The sequence below is a fragment of the Streptomyces sp. SP17BM10 genome (assembly GCF_036322405.1).
Lineage (GTDB): Bacteria > Actinomycetota > Actinomycetes > Streptomycetales > Streptomycetaceae > Kitasatospora.
Genome location: NZ_JAQYXB010000571.1, coordinates 99,693 through 113,121, shown reverse-complemented (window position 1 = coordinate 113,121; position 13,429 = coordinate 99,693). Strand labels below are relative to the sequence as shown.

10 protein-coding genes are annotated in these 13,429 nt (G+C 75.9%); 6 read left to right on the top strand and 4 right to left on the bottom strand.

The window, feature by feature from the left end:
• Nucleotides 1-17 precede the first annotated feature (17 nt).
• Nucleotides 18-803: a M23 family metallopeptidase gene (locus PUR71_RS15785; protein ID WP_329927622.1), complete on the bottom strand. Its 786-nt coding sequence runs from the start codon at nucleotides 801-803 to the stop codon at nucleotides 18-20.
• 318 nt (nucleotides 804-1,121) lie between these two features.
• On the opposite strand from PUR71_RS15785, the gene PUR71_RS15780 reads away from it, so the two are divergent.
• A complete protein-coding gene (locus PUR71_RS15780) occupies nucleotides 1,122-1,529 on the top strand; it encodes a cobalamin B12-binding domain-containing protein (RefSeq protein ID WP_153460947.1) in 408 nt (135 codons plus the stop codon).
• A gap of 71 nt (nucleotides 1,530-1,600) precedes the next feature.
• On the opposite strand, the gene PUR71_RS15775 is transcribed toward PUR71_RS15780, so the two are convergent.
• Entirely contained in the window at nucleotides 1,601-3,190 is a 1,590-nt protein-coding gene (locus PUR71_RS15775; RefSeq protein ID WP_329927621.1) for a DUF5691 domain-containing protein, read from the bottom strand.
• A gap of 9 nt (nucleotides 3,191-3,199) precedes the next feature.
• Nucleotides 3,200-4,507: an SWIM zinc finger family protein gene (locus PUR71_RS15770; RefSeq protein ID WP_329927620.1), complete on the bottom strand. Its 1,308-nt coding sequence runs from the start codon at nucleotides 4,505-4,507 to the stop codon at nucleotides 3,200-3,202.
• A gap of 157 nt (nucleotides 4,508-4,664) precedes the next feature.
• Here PUR71_RS15770 and PUR71_RS15765 point away from each other — a divergent pair, with 157 nt between their 5' ends.
• The 5 genes from PUR71_RS15765 to sucD all read left to right on the top strand — a co-directional run bounded on the left by PUR71_RS15765 (nucleotide 4,665) and on the right by sucD (nucleotide 11,737).
• Nucleotides 4,665-5,747 (top strand): ATP-binding protein, encoded by a 1,083-nt coding sequence (locus tag PUR71_RS15765; protein ID WP_329927619.1) that lies wholly within the window; start codon nucleotides 4,665-4,667, stop codon nucleotides 5,745-5,747.
• The gene (locus tag PUR71_RS15760; protein WP_329927618.1) at nucleotides 5,744-8,071 is read left to right on the top strand and encodes a DUF5682 family protein; all 2,328 of its coding nucleotides are present in this window, start codon (nucleotides 5,744-5,746) and stop codon (nucleotides 8,069-8,071) included. The genes PUR71_RS15765 and PUR71_RS15760 overlap by 4 nt, the downstream gene beginning before the upstream one ends.
• A 95-nt stretch (nucleotides 8,072-8,166) precedes the next feature.
• Nucleotides 8,167-9,345, top strand: a complete 1,179-nt coding sequence (locus tag PUR71_RS15755) for a vWA domain-containing protein (RefSeq protein ID WP_329927617.1) — start codon at nucleotides 8,167-8,169, stop codon at nucleotides 9,343-9,345.
• A gap of 315 nt (nucleotides 9,346-9,660) precedes the next feature.
• Entirely contained in the window at nucleotides 9,661-10,833 is a 1,173-nt protein-coding gene (gene sucC, locus PUR71_RS15750; protein ID WP_329927616.1) for an ADP-forming succinate--CoA ligase subunit beta, read from the top strand.
• Nucleotides 10,834-10,852: 19 nt separating this feature from the next.
• Entirely contained in the window at nucleotides 10,853-11,737 is an 885-nt protein-coding gene (gene sucD / locus PUR71_RS15745) for a succinate--CoA ligase subunit alpha (RefSeq protein WP_329927615.1), read from the top strand.
• A 72-nt stretch (nucleotides 11,738-11,809) separates the two neighbouring features.
• On the opposite strand, the gene PUR71_RS15740 is transcribed toward sucD, so the two are convergent.
• The gene (locus PUR71_RS15740; protein ID WP_329927614.1) at nucleotides 11,810-13,417 is read right to left on the bottom strand and encodes a hypothetical protein; all 1,608 of its coding nucleotides are present in this window, start codon (nucleotides 13,415-13,417) and stop codon (nucleotides 11,810-11,812) included.
• Between the last annotated feature and the right edge of the window lie 12 nt (nucleotides 13,418-13,429).

Here is a 13,429-nt window from a genome sequence, read left to right as displayed (position 1 = left end):
CGGGAAGCCGTGATCCGCTAGCGCGGGTCCAGGCCGTTCGAGAGGAACCACGGCAGCGGGTCGACCGGCCCGCTGCCCGGCGGCCGGATCTCGAAGTGCAGGTGCGGGCCGGTGCTGTTGCCGCTGCTGCCGACGAAGGCGATGACGTCGCCCTGCTTCACCGGGCCCTTGCGGACCTTGTAGCCGCGCAGGTGGCAGAACCAGGCCTCGGTGCCGTCGTTCATCTTCAGTATCGACATGTAGCCGTAGAACGGGTTCCACTGCGTGCGGATCGTGCCGTCGGCGACGGCGTGGACCTCGGTGCCGCCGTCCACCGGGAAGTCGATGCCGGTGTGGCGGTTGGCCCAGTGGGTGCCGGCCGCGCCGAACAGCTCGCCGAGGCCGTGCTGGGCGACCGGCATGACGACCTTCGGCTGCGCGGCGGGCGGCGGCGTGGGCTGGGCGGTCGGTGTGTCCGTCGGCTGGGCGCCGGCCAGCGGCCGGCGGGCGTCACCGCGCGAGGCCTGGGTGTGGTCGGCGCCGTTCGCGACGGCCTGCTGGGCGGTGACCTCGGCGGTGGTGGCGGCGGCGTCCGGGGCGTCGGCGGCCGTCGCCTGCGGGGGCACCCGGCCGGCCTCGTCCTGCACCACCGTGATCGCCGCGGCCGCGGCGACCCCGAGGGCGGCCACCGACGGCACCGCGACCCGGAACAGCGCGGCTCGGGTGGCCGCCTTGGCAGCGCCGCGCCGCTGCGCGCGGGACTGCTCCCGGGCGGCCACGCGCAGCTCCGCACGGGTCGGACGGGCGGCTGCGTCGGGAGCCATCGGGGGCTGCCTCCTCGGTGGGCCTCGGTCACGTCGTCGGGCGAGGGAGAACAGGCGTGACTGTATCCGCACGGTCCGTGCCCCCGAAAAACCTCCGCTTGTCAAGAGGTCGGGCGGGGGTCCGTGCGGTCGGCCGGAGGTGGGTATACCCACTGGTAGGAAGGGGTGGGCCTGTGATTTTGCCCTCCTCTTGAGGGGTGGCACGGCCAACCGGCCCGGGTGGCGCTAACCTCCCCTCAGGTTGGTTATTGACCGTTAACGCGCCCACGGCCCACGAGGTCGGGTGGGTTGGTGGACGACGAGGTCCAGGAGGCAGTCATGGGTGTGTCAGGGCCGATCCGTGTGGTGGTGGCCAAGCCGGGGCTGGACGGCCACGACCGCGGCGCCAAGGTCATCGCGCGCGCCCTGCGCGATGCCGGCATGGAGGTCATCTACACCGGGCTGCACCAGACGCCCGAGCAGGTCGTGGACACCGCGATCCAGGAGGACGCCGACGGCATCGGGCTGTCGATCCTCTCGGGTGCCCACATGACGCTGTGCGCGCGGGTGTTGGAGCTGCTGAAGGAGCGCGACGCGGCCGACATCAAGGTGTTCTGCGGCGGGATCATCCCGGACGAGGACATCGCCGAGCTGAAGGCGATGGGCGTCGCGGACATCTTCACCCCGGGCACCCCGACCCGCGACGTCGTCGCCTGGGTCGAGGCCAACCTCCGCGCGGCGGGCTGAGCTCCGCCCGGATCGTCGGGTGAGCGGGCCGGTCCCCGGGCGGGGCCGGCCCGCTTTCGCGTGTCCGGGGCTCACGCCCCGAGTTCGGCGAGCATCGCCTCCCGGAAGCGGAGCGTCCCGGCGAGGCGGGCGAAGGTCTCGGCCCAGGCGGAGTCCGGCGCGGCCCCGGCGGCCAGCTCCTCGACGGCGCCGGCCGTCTCCGGGGCCAGCGCGCGCTCCGTCATCCCGAGCACGCCGCTGTGGCTCCACGGGTACGCCCCGCAGGCCGCGGCCCGGGACAGCGCGGTGATGACCGCGGTGGAGAGCGGCGGCGTCCACGGCGTCGTGCACGCACCGAGCAGTTGGAAGGCCTCGCCCAGGCCGTGCACCTCGATGAACGCGGCCGTCCAGGCGGCCCGTTCGGCGGGTGGCAGGACGGACAGCAGCTTGGCGGGCGCGCCGGTGGCCCGCGGCGCCCGCGCCCGGCCCGCGCCGCGGACGGGCGGGACGGGCGCCGGGCCGAGCAGCGCGCGGGCCCAGTCGGCGTCGTGCTGGCGGACGGCGGCGCGGGCCCAGGCCTCGCGGAGGTCGTCGGCCCAGCTGCTGCTGGTCTCGTCGATGCTGTCGCCGACCCGCAGGGCGAGCAGCTGGTCCGGCGTCAGGCCCGTCGCCTCCGGCCAGGTGGCGAGCGGCGCCGCCGCGACCACCTCGCCGAACCACCAGGCCCGTTCGCCGCGCCCGGTCGGGGACTTGAGGGGTATGCCGTCGCGCTGCATGGCCTCGTCGCACTCGGCGGGCGGGGTGACCAGCAGGTGCGTGCCCGGCTCGGCGAGCCGGACGGCGGCGGTGGCGCGGACGGCCATCCGGCGGGCGAGCGCGGAACCGGGGAGGGTGGAGAGCAACTCGGCGGCCGTCGCCCGGACGTTCTTGCTGCGGTCGCCGAGGGCGGCCTCCAGGAACGGTTCGTCCTCGGGGGAGAGGCCGTCCTGGAGGGCGTCCAGGAAGAGCAGCCGGTCCTCGGCGCGCTCGGTCGCCCAGGTGCTGCGCAGCAGGGCGAGGCCGGCGGCCGGATCGCGGCGGCGCAGCAGCGTGAGGTGGGTGACGCGCTCGGCGAACAGGCCCTCGTGCCACAGGCGGTCGTCCGCCGGCTGCGGCGGCGCTCCGGGCGCCGTGGTGCGCAGGACGTAGCGCCAGTCCGGGTTCCGCGCGGCCAGCCAGCGGCCGAGCGGGCCGGCCAGGGCGACGCCGTCCTGGCGGAGTTCGCTGCGGGCGCGGGCGGCGTCGAGCAGGGCGGGCACGAGCGCGGCCGGCGGGCGCAGGCCGCGCTCGCGGGCGGCGGCGAGCCACTGCGGCAGCAGCTCGGTGAGGTTGGCGAGCGTGCCGGCGCTGCCGGTGGCGCGGCCGGCGAGCAGGACGGCGAGCCGCCGGGCCGCCGCCGGGGGCAGCTCGGGGCGGTCGTCCTCCGGGGCGGGCGGGCCCGGCGGCTCCGCGGCCGGGACGGGCAGGGCGCCCGCGCGGCGGCGGACGGTCGCGAGCGCGGCGAGCTCCAAAAGGGCGGTGGCCGGGTCGTCCCGGTCCACGGACCCGGCGAGGGGCAGGGCGGTGTCCGGGAGCGGTCGGCGGTCGGTGCCGAGGAGGGCGGTGGTGTGGAGGGTCTCCCACGGGTCCTGGGTGGTCGTCATGTTCTGCTCCTAGACGGTGGTCAGCCCTAGGGGGCGGTGGTCGCCGGACCAGGCGGTGACCGGGGCGAAGCCCTGGTGGCCGTACTCGCCGAAGACGGTGAGCGGGCGTCCGGTGGACACGGCGGCCAGGCGCCACAGGGCGGCCTCCGGGACGGCCCCGGGGCGGACGGGGACGGTGTGGTGGCCGTCCGTCAGGCGCCAGCCGTCCGGGGTGAGGACCGGGACGACGCCGGTGAGGACGGTCGGCCAGGCGTCCAGCCACGGGTCGTCGGCGACGGCGGTGCCGTAGCCGGCCACCGCCTCGGCGACGGACAGGCCGTCCGGCGGGGCGGCCGGGCCGGGCCCGGGGGCGCCGTACCGGGTGCCGAGGGCGGCGCGCAGCGGGCGGGCGCCGGGATGGAAGGCGAGCTCGGCCTCCAGGACGTGGCCGGCGGGCAGGGCGAGGTCGGGGGCCTGACCGGGGCGGCCGAAGGCGAGCAGCATGGCCGGGCGGCCGGTCTTGGCGCCGCGCAGCCAGAGCCGGCGGGTGGTGAGCCGCTCGTCGCACGTGTCGCGGCTGCCGAGGGCGAGCCACCGGTCGCGGACCGTCGGCCCGGCGAGCAGCTCGGCGGTGTCGGTGGTGTAGCCGACCCTCGTCCGCACCGTCGCCGCCAGATCGGCGGGCAGCTCGTCGAGCCGGGTGGCGGCGGTGGCGAGCAGGTGGAGCATCGCGTACTCCTCCAGGAGCCGCTCCTGCGGGAGGCCGTCGAGCTCGCGGACCCGGGCGGCGAGGCCCGGCGCCTGGGCGTCCACCATTCGCGCGGCGACCTCCTCCCACGGCCCGGCGGCGGAGCGGTCGGCCAGACCGTGCCGGACCCCGTCGGCGAGCCGCAGCCGCAGCTCGGCCGCGCCGGCGGTGACCCGGGCGCCGCGTCGCTCGGCCCGGCGGCGGGCGGCGGCCGGATCGGCGGGTGCCGCGGGGGCGGCGGCGCGCTGCCCGGCGCGCTCGCGGCGGGCGTCGAGCCAGGCGGCCGCCCAGTCGGCTGGCTCGGCGGCGGGGACGGCCTGCGGGGTGCCGCTCCACAGCAGGAGGAGCCCGAGCGCGTGCTTGCACGGGAACTTCCGGCTCGGGCAACTGCACTGGTAGGCGGGCGTGGCGAGCTCGACCACGGTGCGGTAGGGCGTGCTGCCGCTGCCCCCGCACTCGCCCCAGACCGCGGCGCCGTCGGTGCCCGGGGCCGTCCAGGGCGCGGGCGTGGAGAGCTTGCCGGCCGCCTTCCGCGACGTGGCGTCAGGCGCCAGGGACAGGACGTGTTCGGTGCTCCAGCGTTCCTCCATGGCACCGACCGTAGGCGGCGGCACTGACACTCCCTCACCGTCCGCCGCGGATTGTCAGTGCCCGGGTGCAGGGTGGCTCCCGCAGCCCGGATCCGCCCTCCCGTCACCCGCCGCCCCCGCCGTCACCGCGTCCGGCGGCCGACCCGAAGGAGTCTCGATGACCGACGTTCTGCGGCAGCACGCCGAGGACGCCTTCGCCGGTGAACTGACCGCCCTGGCCGCGCAGGACGACCGTCCGCGCCCCGAGCGCTGGAAGCTCTCCCCGTGGGCCGTGGCGACGTACCTGCTCGGCGGCGAACTGCCCGACGGCACCCGGATCACGCCCAAGTACGTCGGCCCGCGCCGCATCGTGGAGGTCGCCGTCACGACCCTGGCGACGGACCGCGCGCTGCTCCTGCTCGGCGTGCCCGGCACCGCCAAGACCTGGGTGTCCGAACACCTGGCCGCCGCGATCAGCGGCGACTCCACGCTGCTCGTGCAGGGCACCGCCGGCACTCCGGAGGAGGCCGTCCGGTACGGCTGGAACTACGCGCAGCTGCTCACCAACGGGCCCAGCCGGGACGCCCTGGTGCCCTCGCCGGTCATGCGGGCGATGGCGGACGGCAAGCTCGCCCGGATCGAGGAGCTCACCCGGATCCCGGCCGACGTGCAGGACGCCCTCATCACCGTCCTGTCCGAGAAGACGCTCCCCGTGCCGGAGCTGGGCGCCGAGACGCAGGCCGTGCGCGGCTTCAACGTGATCGCCACCGCGAACGACCGGGACCGCGGCGTCAACGAGCTGTCCGGCGCGCTGCGGCGCCGCTTCAACACCGTCGTGCTGCCGCTGCCGGCCTCGCTGGAGGAGGAGGTCGAGATCGTCACCCGTCGGGTGAACCAGCTCGGCCGCTCCCTGGACCTGCCCGAACTGCCGGGCGGCGCCGAGGAGATCAGGCGGGTCGTGACGGTCTTCCGCGAGCTGCGCGCCGGCATCACGGTCGACGGCCGGACGAAGGTCAAGACGCCGGGCGGCACGCTGTCCACGGCCGAGGCGATCTCGGTGGTCACCAACGGCCTCGCCCTGGCCGCCCACTTCGGCGACGGCGTCCTGCGCGCCGCGGACGTGACGGCGGGCATCGTCGGCGCCGTCGTCCGCGACCCGGTCGCGGACCGGGCGGTGTGGCGCGAGTACGTCGAAGGGGTGGTGCGCGAGCGCGACGGCTGGAAGGACTTCTACCGCGCCGCCCGCGAGGTGGCCGCGTGACCTCCCCGGGCACCACCGCTGCGGGCACGGTCACGCCCGGCGTGACCCTGCTCGGCGTCCGTCACCACGGCCCCGGCTCGGCCCGGGCGGTGGCCGCCGCCCTCGCCCGGCTGGCGCCGGACGCGGTGCTGATCGAGGGCCCGCCCGAGGCCGACGGCATCGTCGGGCTGGCCGCCGACAAGGACATGGTGGCGCCGGTCGCGCTGCTCGCGCACGCGGTGGACGACCCGGCGCGGGCCGCGTTCTGGCCGTACGCCGAGTTCTCCCCGGAGTGGGTGGCGATCCGGTACGCGGTGGAGCGGGAGGTGCCGGTGCGCTTCATTGACCTGCCCGCCGCGTACGGCTTCGCCGACGGGGCCACCCTCGAGGAGCCCACTGCCGACGGGCCCGCGGCCGCCACCCGGGAGGAGCCCGCCGCCGACCCGATCGCCCTGCTCGCGGAGGCCGCCGGTCACGACGACCCGGAGCGCTGGTGGGAGGACGTCGTCGAGCACCGAACGCCCGGCGCGGACGCCCTGGCGCCGTTCGCGGCCGTCGCCGAGGCGATGGCCGCCCTGCGCGCCGAGGGCCTCGCCGAGTCCCGCCGGGACCTCGTGCGCGAGGCGTACATGCGCCGGCAGATCCGCGCCGCCCGGCGGGCCGGGCACCGGCGGATCGCCGTCGTCTGCGGCGCCTTCCACGTGCCCGCCCTCGCCGAACCGCCCACCGTGGCCCACGACCGGGCGCTGCTCGCGCAGCTGCCGAAGAAGCCCAGGACGGACATCACCTGGGTGCCCTGGACGCACCGCAGGCTCGCCCAGTCCGCCGGGTACGGCGCGGGCGTCGAGTCGCCCGGCTGGTACCACCACCTGTACGCGGCCGGGCCCGACCCGGTGCCGCACTGGCTCGCCCGCGCCGCCGAACTGCTCCGCGCCGAGGACCACCCGGTCTCCTCCGCGCACGTCATCGAGGCGGTCCGGCTCGCCGAGACCCTCGCCGCCCTGCGCGGCCGCCCGCTGGCCGGGCTCACCGAGACGCTGGACGCCGTCCGCGCGGTCATGTGCGACGGCTCGGACGTCGCGCTGGAGCTCGTCCGCGACCGCCTGGTGATCGGCGACGCCCTCGGTGAAGTCCCGGACGCCGCACCGGCGGTGCCGCTCCAGCGCGACCTCGCCCGGCTGCAGCGCACGCTGCGCCTCAAGCCCGCGGCCGCGCCCCGGGACCTCGACCTCGACCTGCGCAAGGACACCGACGCCGCCCGCTCCCGCCTGCTGCACCGGCTGCGGCTGCTCGGCGTCGAGTGGGGCGTGCCCGCGCGCTCCGCGGTCACCTCGACCGGTACCTTCCGGGAGAGCTGGCGGCTGTGCTGGCAGCCCGAGTTCGCGGTCAGGGTCGCCGAGGCCTCCCAGTGGGGCACCACGGTCGAGGACGCGGCCACCGCGAAGGCCGTCGCCACCGCCCGCGCGGCCGACGAACTCGCGCAGCTCACCGCCCTGGTGGAGACCTGCCTGCTGGCAGGGCTCGCCACCGCCCTGCCCGCCGTCATGCGGGTGCTCGCCGACTGCGCCGCCCTGGACACCGACGTGGCCCACCTGGCCGGCGCCCTGCCCGCCCTCGTCCGCGCGCTGCGCTACGGCGACGTGCGCGGCACCGACCAGGGCGCGCTCGGGGAGGCCGCCACGGGCCTGGCCGACCGCATCTGCGTCGGCCTGCCACCCGCGTGCGTCGGCCTGGACGCCGCGAGCGCGGCGGACCTGCGCGCCCGGCTCGACGAGGTGCACGGCGCGGTCGGCCTGCTCGCCGCGGACGGCCTCGCCGACCGCTGGGCCGCCGCCCTGCACACGCTGGCCCGCCGCGAACCCGCCGGCGGGCCGGCCACCGGGGTCCCCGGCCTGCTGCGCGGGCGCGCCGTCCGGCTGCTGCTGGACGACGGCCGGCTCGACACCGGGGAGGCCGGCCGCCGCCTGCGCCTGGTCCTCTCCGCCGCCGGCGCACCGGCGGACGCGGCCGGCTGGGTCGAGGGCTTCCTCTCGGGTGGCGGCGCCCTGCTGCTGCACGACCCCCGCCTGCTCGCGCTGCTCGACGAGTGGCTGACCGGCGTCTGCGACACGACCTTCACCGACGTCCTGCCGCTGCTGCGCCGCACCTTCAGCGGACTGGAGGCGGGCGTGCGCAGCACCGTCGGTGCCCGGGTCGCGGCCGGCCCGCTCGACGCCGAGCCGGTCGGCGAGCCCGTCGGCGGCGAGCTCGACCGGGCCAGGGCCGACGCCGCCGTGCCGGTGGTGGCCCTCCTGCTGGGCGCCCGACCGTTCGTCCCCCGGCAGGCCGCCGGCCGCAACACCTGAGCCGTGGCCCCTCGCAAGCACCCTCGACATCCCCTCGCAAGCTTCCTCGCAAGCCCCCTCGACAGTCCTCGACAGCCCTCGCGGAGGAGGAGCACATGACGACCACGACCGACGAACGCCTCCGCCGGTGGCGCCTGGTGCTCGGCGGAGAGGCCGACGGCACCGGCTGCACGCTGCGCGGCCGCGACGCCGCGATGGACGGCGCGCTCGCCGCGCTCTACCGGCCCGCCCCCGACGAGGCGGTCCGGCCGACCCGGGCCGGCCGCCGCGGCGCCGGGCTCGGTGGCTCGGCCCCGCAGGTGGCCCGCTGGCTCGGCGACATCCGCAGCTACTTCCCGTCCACCGTCGTTCAGTTGATGCAGCAGGACGCGATCACCCGGCTCGGGCTGGACCGCCTCCTGCTGGAGCCCGAGATGCTGGCCGCCGTCGAGCCGGACGTCCATCTCGTCGCCACCCTGCTCTCGCTCAAGCACGCCCTGCCGGAGACCACCCGGGAGACGGCCCGCGCCGTCGTCGGCCGGGTGGTGGCCGACCTGGAGCGCCGGCTGGCCGACCGGACCCGGTCCGTCCTGGGCGGCGCCCTCGACCGCAGCGCCCGGGTGAACCGCCCGCGCCACCGCGACATCGACTGGGACCGCACCATCCGGGCCAACCTGAAGAACCACCTGCCCGAACACGGCACCGTCGTCCCCGAGCGGCTGGTCGGTCACGCGCGCGCCCAGCGCGCGGTCCGCAAGGACGTCATCCTCTGCGTGGACCAGTCCGGCTCGATGGCGGCCTCGGTCGTCCACTCGGCCGTCTTCGGCGCCGTCCTCTCCTCGATGCGCACGCTCGACACCCGGCTGGTCGTCTTCGACACCTCGGTGGTCGACCTGACCGAGCAGCTCACCGACCCGATCGACGTCCTGTTCGCCACGCAGCTCGGCGGCGGCACCGACATCAACCGCGCCCTCGCCTACTGCCAGTCGAAGATCACCCGTCCGGCGGAGACGATCGTCGTCCTGATCAGCGACCTCTACGAGGGCGGGGTCCGGGACGGGATGCTCCGGCGGGTCGCCGCGATGAAGGCGGCCGGCGTCCGGTTCATCGCCCTGCTCGCGCTCTCCGACGAGGGCGCCCCCTCCTACGACCACGCCCACGCCGCCGCCCTGGCCGCCCTCGGGGCGCCGGCCTTCGCCTGCACCCCCGACGCCTTCCCGGAGATCATGGCGGCGGCGATCGAGAAGCGGCCGATCCCCCGGCACCTGGTGGAAGGGGCGGACCAGGGGGTCTGACCAGGCGGGCCGCCGGATTCACCCGGACGTGCGAATCCACCCGACCGGCGGACCGGGCGTCCGTCATGCCGCTTTAGGCTGTCTGTGACGGTTCTCACCAAAGACGGGCCGGTCCCGGGCGAAAGAGTCCCGTCCCACGGGGATAACCTGCCAGACGGACGTGACGCGCGTGTTGATTGACGTGTGCGCCCGTGGCTGTGTGGGCCGCAAGGCCGTACCTCTGCGTACCCGCACCGCCCCGACGACCCGCAGCGAAGATCCTGCCGTGGCACGCTCGTAGAGACACAATCCGCGACCACGAACAAGGACAAACACGTGGACCTGTTCGAGTACCAGGCGAGGGACCTCTTCGCCAAGCACGGCGTGCCCGTGCTTGACGGCGACGTCATCGAGACCCCCGAAGCGGCTCGCGCCATCGCCGAGCGCTTCGGCGGCCGCGCCGTCGTCAAGGCTCAGGTGAAGGTGGGTGGCCGTGGCAAGGCCGGTGGCGTGAAGCTCGCCGCCGACCCGGCCGACGCCGTCGCCAAGGCCGAGCAGATCCTCGGCATGGACATCAAGGGCCACACCGTTCACAAGGTGATGCTCGCCCAGACCGCCGACATCAAGGACGAGTACTACGTCTCGTTCCTGCTGGACCGCACCAACCGCACCTTCCTGGCCATGGCCAGCGTCGAGGGCGGCGTGGAGATCGAGGTCGTCGCCGAGGAGAACCCCGACGCGCTCGCCAAGATCCCGGTCGACGCCAACGAGGGCTGCACCCCGGAGAAGGCCGCCGAGATCGTCGCCGCGGCGAAGTTCCCGGCCGAGGTCGCCGACCAGGTCGCCGAGGTCCTGCAGAAGCTGTGGAAGGTCTTCATCGCCGAGGACGCCCTCCTCGTCGAGGTCAACCCGCTGATCAAGTCCGGTGACGGCAAGATCATCGCGCTCGACGGCAAGGTCTCCCTGGACGAGAACGCCGAGTTCCGCCAGCCCGAGCACGATGCCCTGGAGGACAAGGCCGCGGCCAACCCGCTGGAGGCCGCCGCCAAGGCCAAGGGCCTGAACTACGTCAAGCTCGACGGCCAGGTCGGCATCATCGGCAACGGCGCGGGCCTCGTCATGAGCACCCTCGACGTGGTCGCCTACGCCGGTGAGAAGCACGGCGGCGTCAAGCCCGCCAACTTCCTCGACATCGGTGGCGGCGCGTCCGCCGAGGTCATGGCGAACGGCCTGGAGATCATCCTGGGCGACCCCGACGTCAAGTCGGTCTTCGTCAACGTCTTCGGCGGCATCACCGCCTGTGACGCGGTCGCCAACGGCATCGTGCAGGCGCTGGAGCTCCTCGCCGGCAAGGGCGAGAACGTCTCCAAGCCGCTGGTCGTCCGCCTGGACGGCAACAACGCCGAGCTGGGTCGCAAGATCCTCGACGACGCCAACCACCCGCTGGTCCAGCGCGTGGACACCATGGACGGCGCCGCTGACCGCGCCGCCGAGCTGGCCAACAAGTAAGGAAGGGGACTTTCACACCATGGCTATCTTCCTTACCAAGGACAGCAAGGTCATCGTCCAGGGCATGACCGGCGCCGAGGGCATGAAGCACACCCGCCGCATGCTCGCCTCCGGCACCCAGATCGTCGGCGGTGTCAACCCGCGCAAGGCCGGCACCACGGTCGACGTCGACGGCACCGAGATCCCGGTCTTCGGCTCCGTCGCCGAGGCGATGGAGAAGACGGGCGCCGACGTCTCCGTCCTCTTCGTCCCGCCGGCGTTCACCAAGGCCGCCGTGGTCGAGGCCATCGACGCCGAGATCGGCCTCGCCGTGGTCATCACCGAGGGCGTCCCGGTGCACGACACCGCCGCCTTCTGGGCCTACGCCGGTTCCAAGGGCAACAAGACCCGGATCATCGGCCCGAACTGCCCCGGCCTGATCAGCCCCGGTCAGTCGAACGCCGGCATCATCCCGGCCGACATCACCACCTCGGGCAAGATCGGTCTGGTCTCGAAGTCGGGCACCCTGACCTACCAGCTCATGTACGAGCTGCGCGACATCGGCTTCTCCTCGGCCGTGGGCATCGGCGGTGACCCGGTCATCGGCACCACCCACATCGACGCCCTCAAGGCGTTCCAGGAGGACCCGGAGACCGAGCTCATCGTCATGATCGGTGAGATCGGCGGCGACGCCGAGGAGCGTGCCGCGGCCTACATCGCCGAGCACGTCACCAAGCCGGTCGTCGGCTACGTCGCGGGCTTCACTGCCCCGGAGGGCAAGACCATGGGCCACGCCGGCGCCATCGTCTCGGGCTCCTCGGGCACCGCCCAGGCCAAGAAGGAGGCCCTCGAGGCCGCCGGTGTCAAGGTCGGCAAGACGCCGTCCGAGACCGCCCGCCTGGCGCGCGAGATCATCGCCGGCTGATCCCAGCCCGGCTGACGAGTGCCCCCGTCCGGTTCACCGGGCGGGGGCACTCGCCTTTCCTCGTACGTCCCGTCAGCGCGCCGGGGTGCAGGGCAGCGGCGCCCAGCGGGCGCATGTCGGCGGGCCCTGCGGCGGCGGGGCCTGCGCCTCCCCGGCCGCCGCCGGCAGCTCCCACAGCGCGATCGCGCGCGGCGGCGGGTCCACCACCACCGCCTCCAGTCCGGGCGTCGGGCTGCACCACAGGCTGCTGATCCCGCCGGGCGGCCCGCCCGGCGCCACCGGCACCCCGGGCTCGTCCGCGGCCGGCGCCCGGACGCACACCGAGGGCGCCGGCGGTTCCGGCTGCCGGAACAGCTCCGCCGGACGGCCGCCGGCCAGCGTCATCATCGCCGCGCCGCCCACCGACGCCGTCAGCAGCGCCGCCGCGCCCGTCAGGACCACGCTCCGCAGTCCGTGCCGGGCCCGGAGCACCGGTACCGCGGGCCGGTGCGGCGCCGGGCAGCCGCGCACCGCCGCCCGGTGCAGGAGCCCGCTCAGCCGGTCCGCGAACCCGGGATCGGCCGGATCCGGCCCGGTCAGGTCGGGCACCCACTGCGCCAGCGCGGTCCGGGCCGCCCACACCCGGCCCTCCGCCGCCGCCACCGTCGACTCCACCTCCACCGCGACGGCGGCCGCCGGCAGCCCCAGCCCGTCGTGCAGCACCAGCGCGCGGCGCTGCGGCCGGGACAGCCGCTTCAGTGCCTTCAGCAGGGCCCGGTCCCGGTCCGTCAGGCGGTCGTGGTCCGGCAGCACCGCCTGGGACTCGTCGGCCGGGCGCACCTTGATCCGCCGGTGCGGCAGCCGCCACGCGTGCGCCCGCCGCGGCCCGCCCCGGTGCCACGGGGAGAGCGCCAGCTCGGACGCCCGCACCCGCACCCAGCCCTCCGGATTCCCGGAGCCGGCCACCGCGGCCCACGCGCGCCGCGCCTCGCCGAACGCCCGCCGCACGCAGTGCGCCGCCCGGTGCCGGCACGCCGTCAGCAGGAAGACCTGCTGCACGAGGCGCGTGTGCGTGCTCTCGTACAGCTCCTCGAACGTTCCAGGGCCGGTGTCGTGGTGCTCGCCGATCCGCGGCCCGGGGCCGGGCGGCCGCGTGCCGGGCCGCTGTTCCGCGTCGGCTTCGCTGCGCTTCGCGGGGATCCGCCGCTGTTCGGCGGCGGCGGGGCGAGCGGGGCCAGCGGGGCGAGCGGGTCCGGAGCCGTCAGCCGGGCGGCCGGGCGCCTCGGCGGGCTCGCGGCGCGGCGGCTCCGCGGCGCGCGTGGTGGACCGGGGGCGCTCGCCCGGCGGGGCAGCCCTCTTGGCGGGGCCCGCCCGTTCGGCGGGGGCCGCCGTCCTGGCCGGAGCGGGCGCCTCGCCCTGGGCGACGGTCCTGGCCGGGGTCGCCGTCCTGGCTCGGGCCGCCGTCTTGGCCTGAGCCCCGGCCGGAGGCTTCCGCCGGGCCGCTGACGGCGCCTCGGCCGGTTCCGCGGCGAGGCGCTTCGCCAGGACCGCCGCCTCGGCCTCGGTGGCGACGCCCAGCTTGTCCATCGCGCGGCGCAGGGCGGCACGGGCGCCGCGGGGCAGCGGGTGCCCGGCGACGAGCTGGGCGAGGGCCTCGGTCTCACGGGGAGTCAGTTTCCGCGTGCGGGGTGGCGTGGTCATCAGACGCTCCGG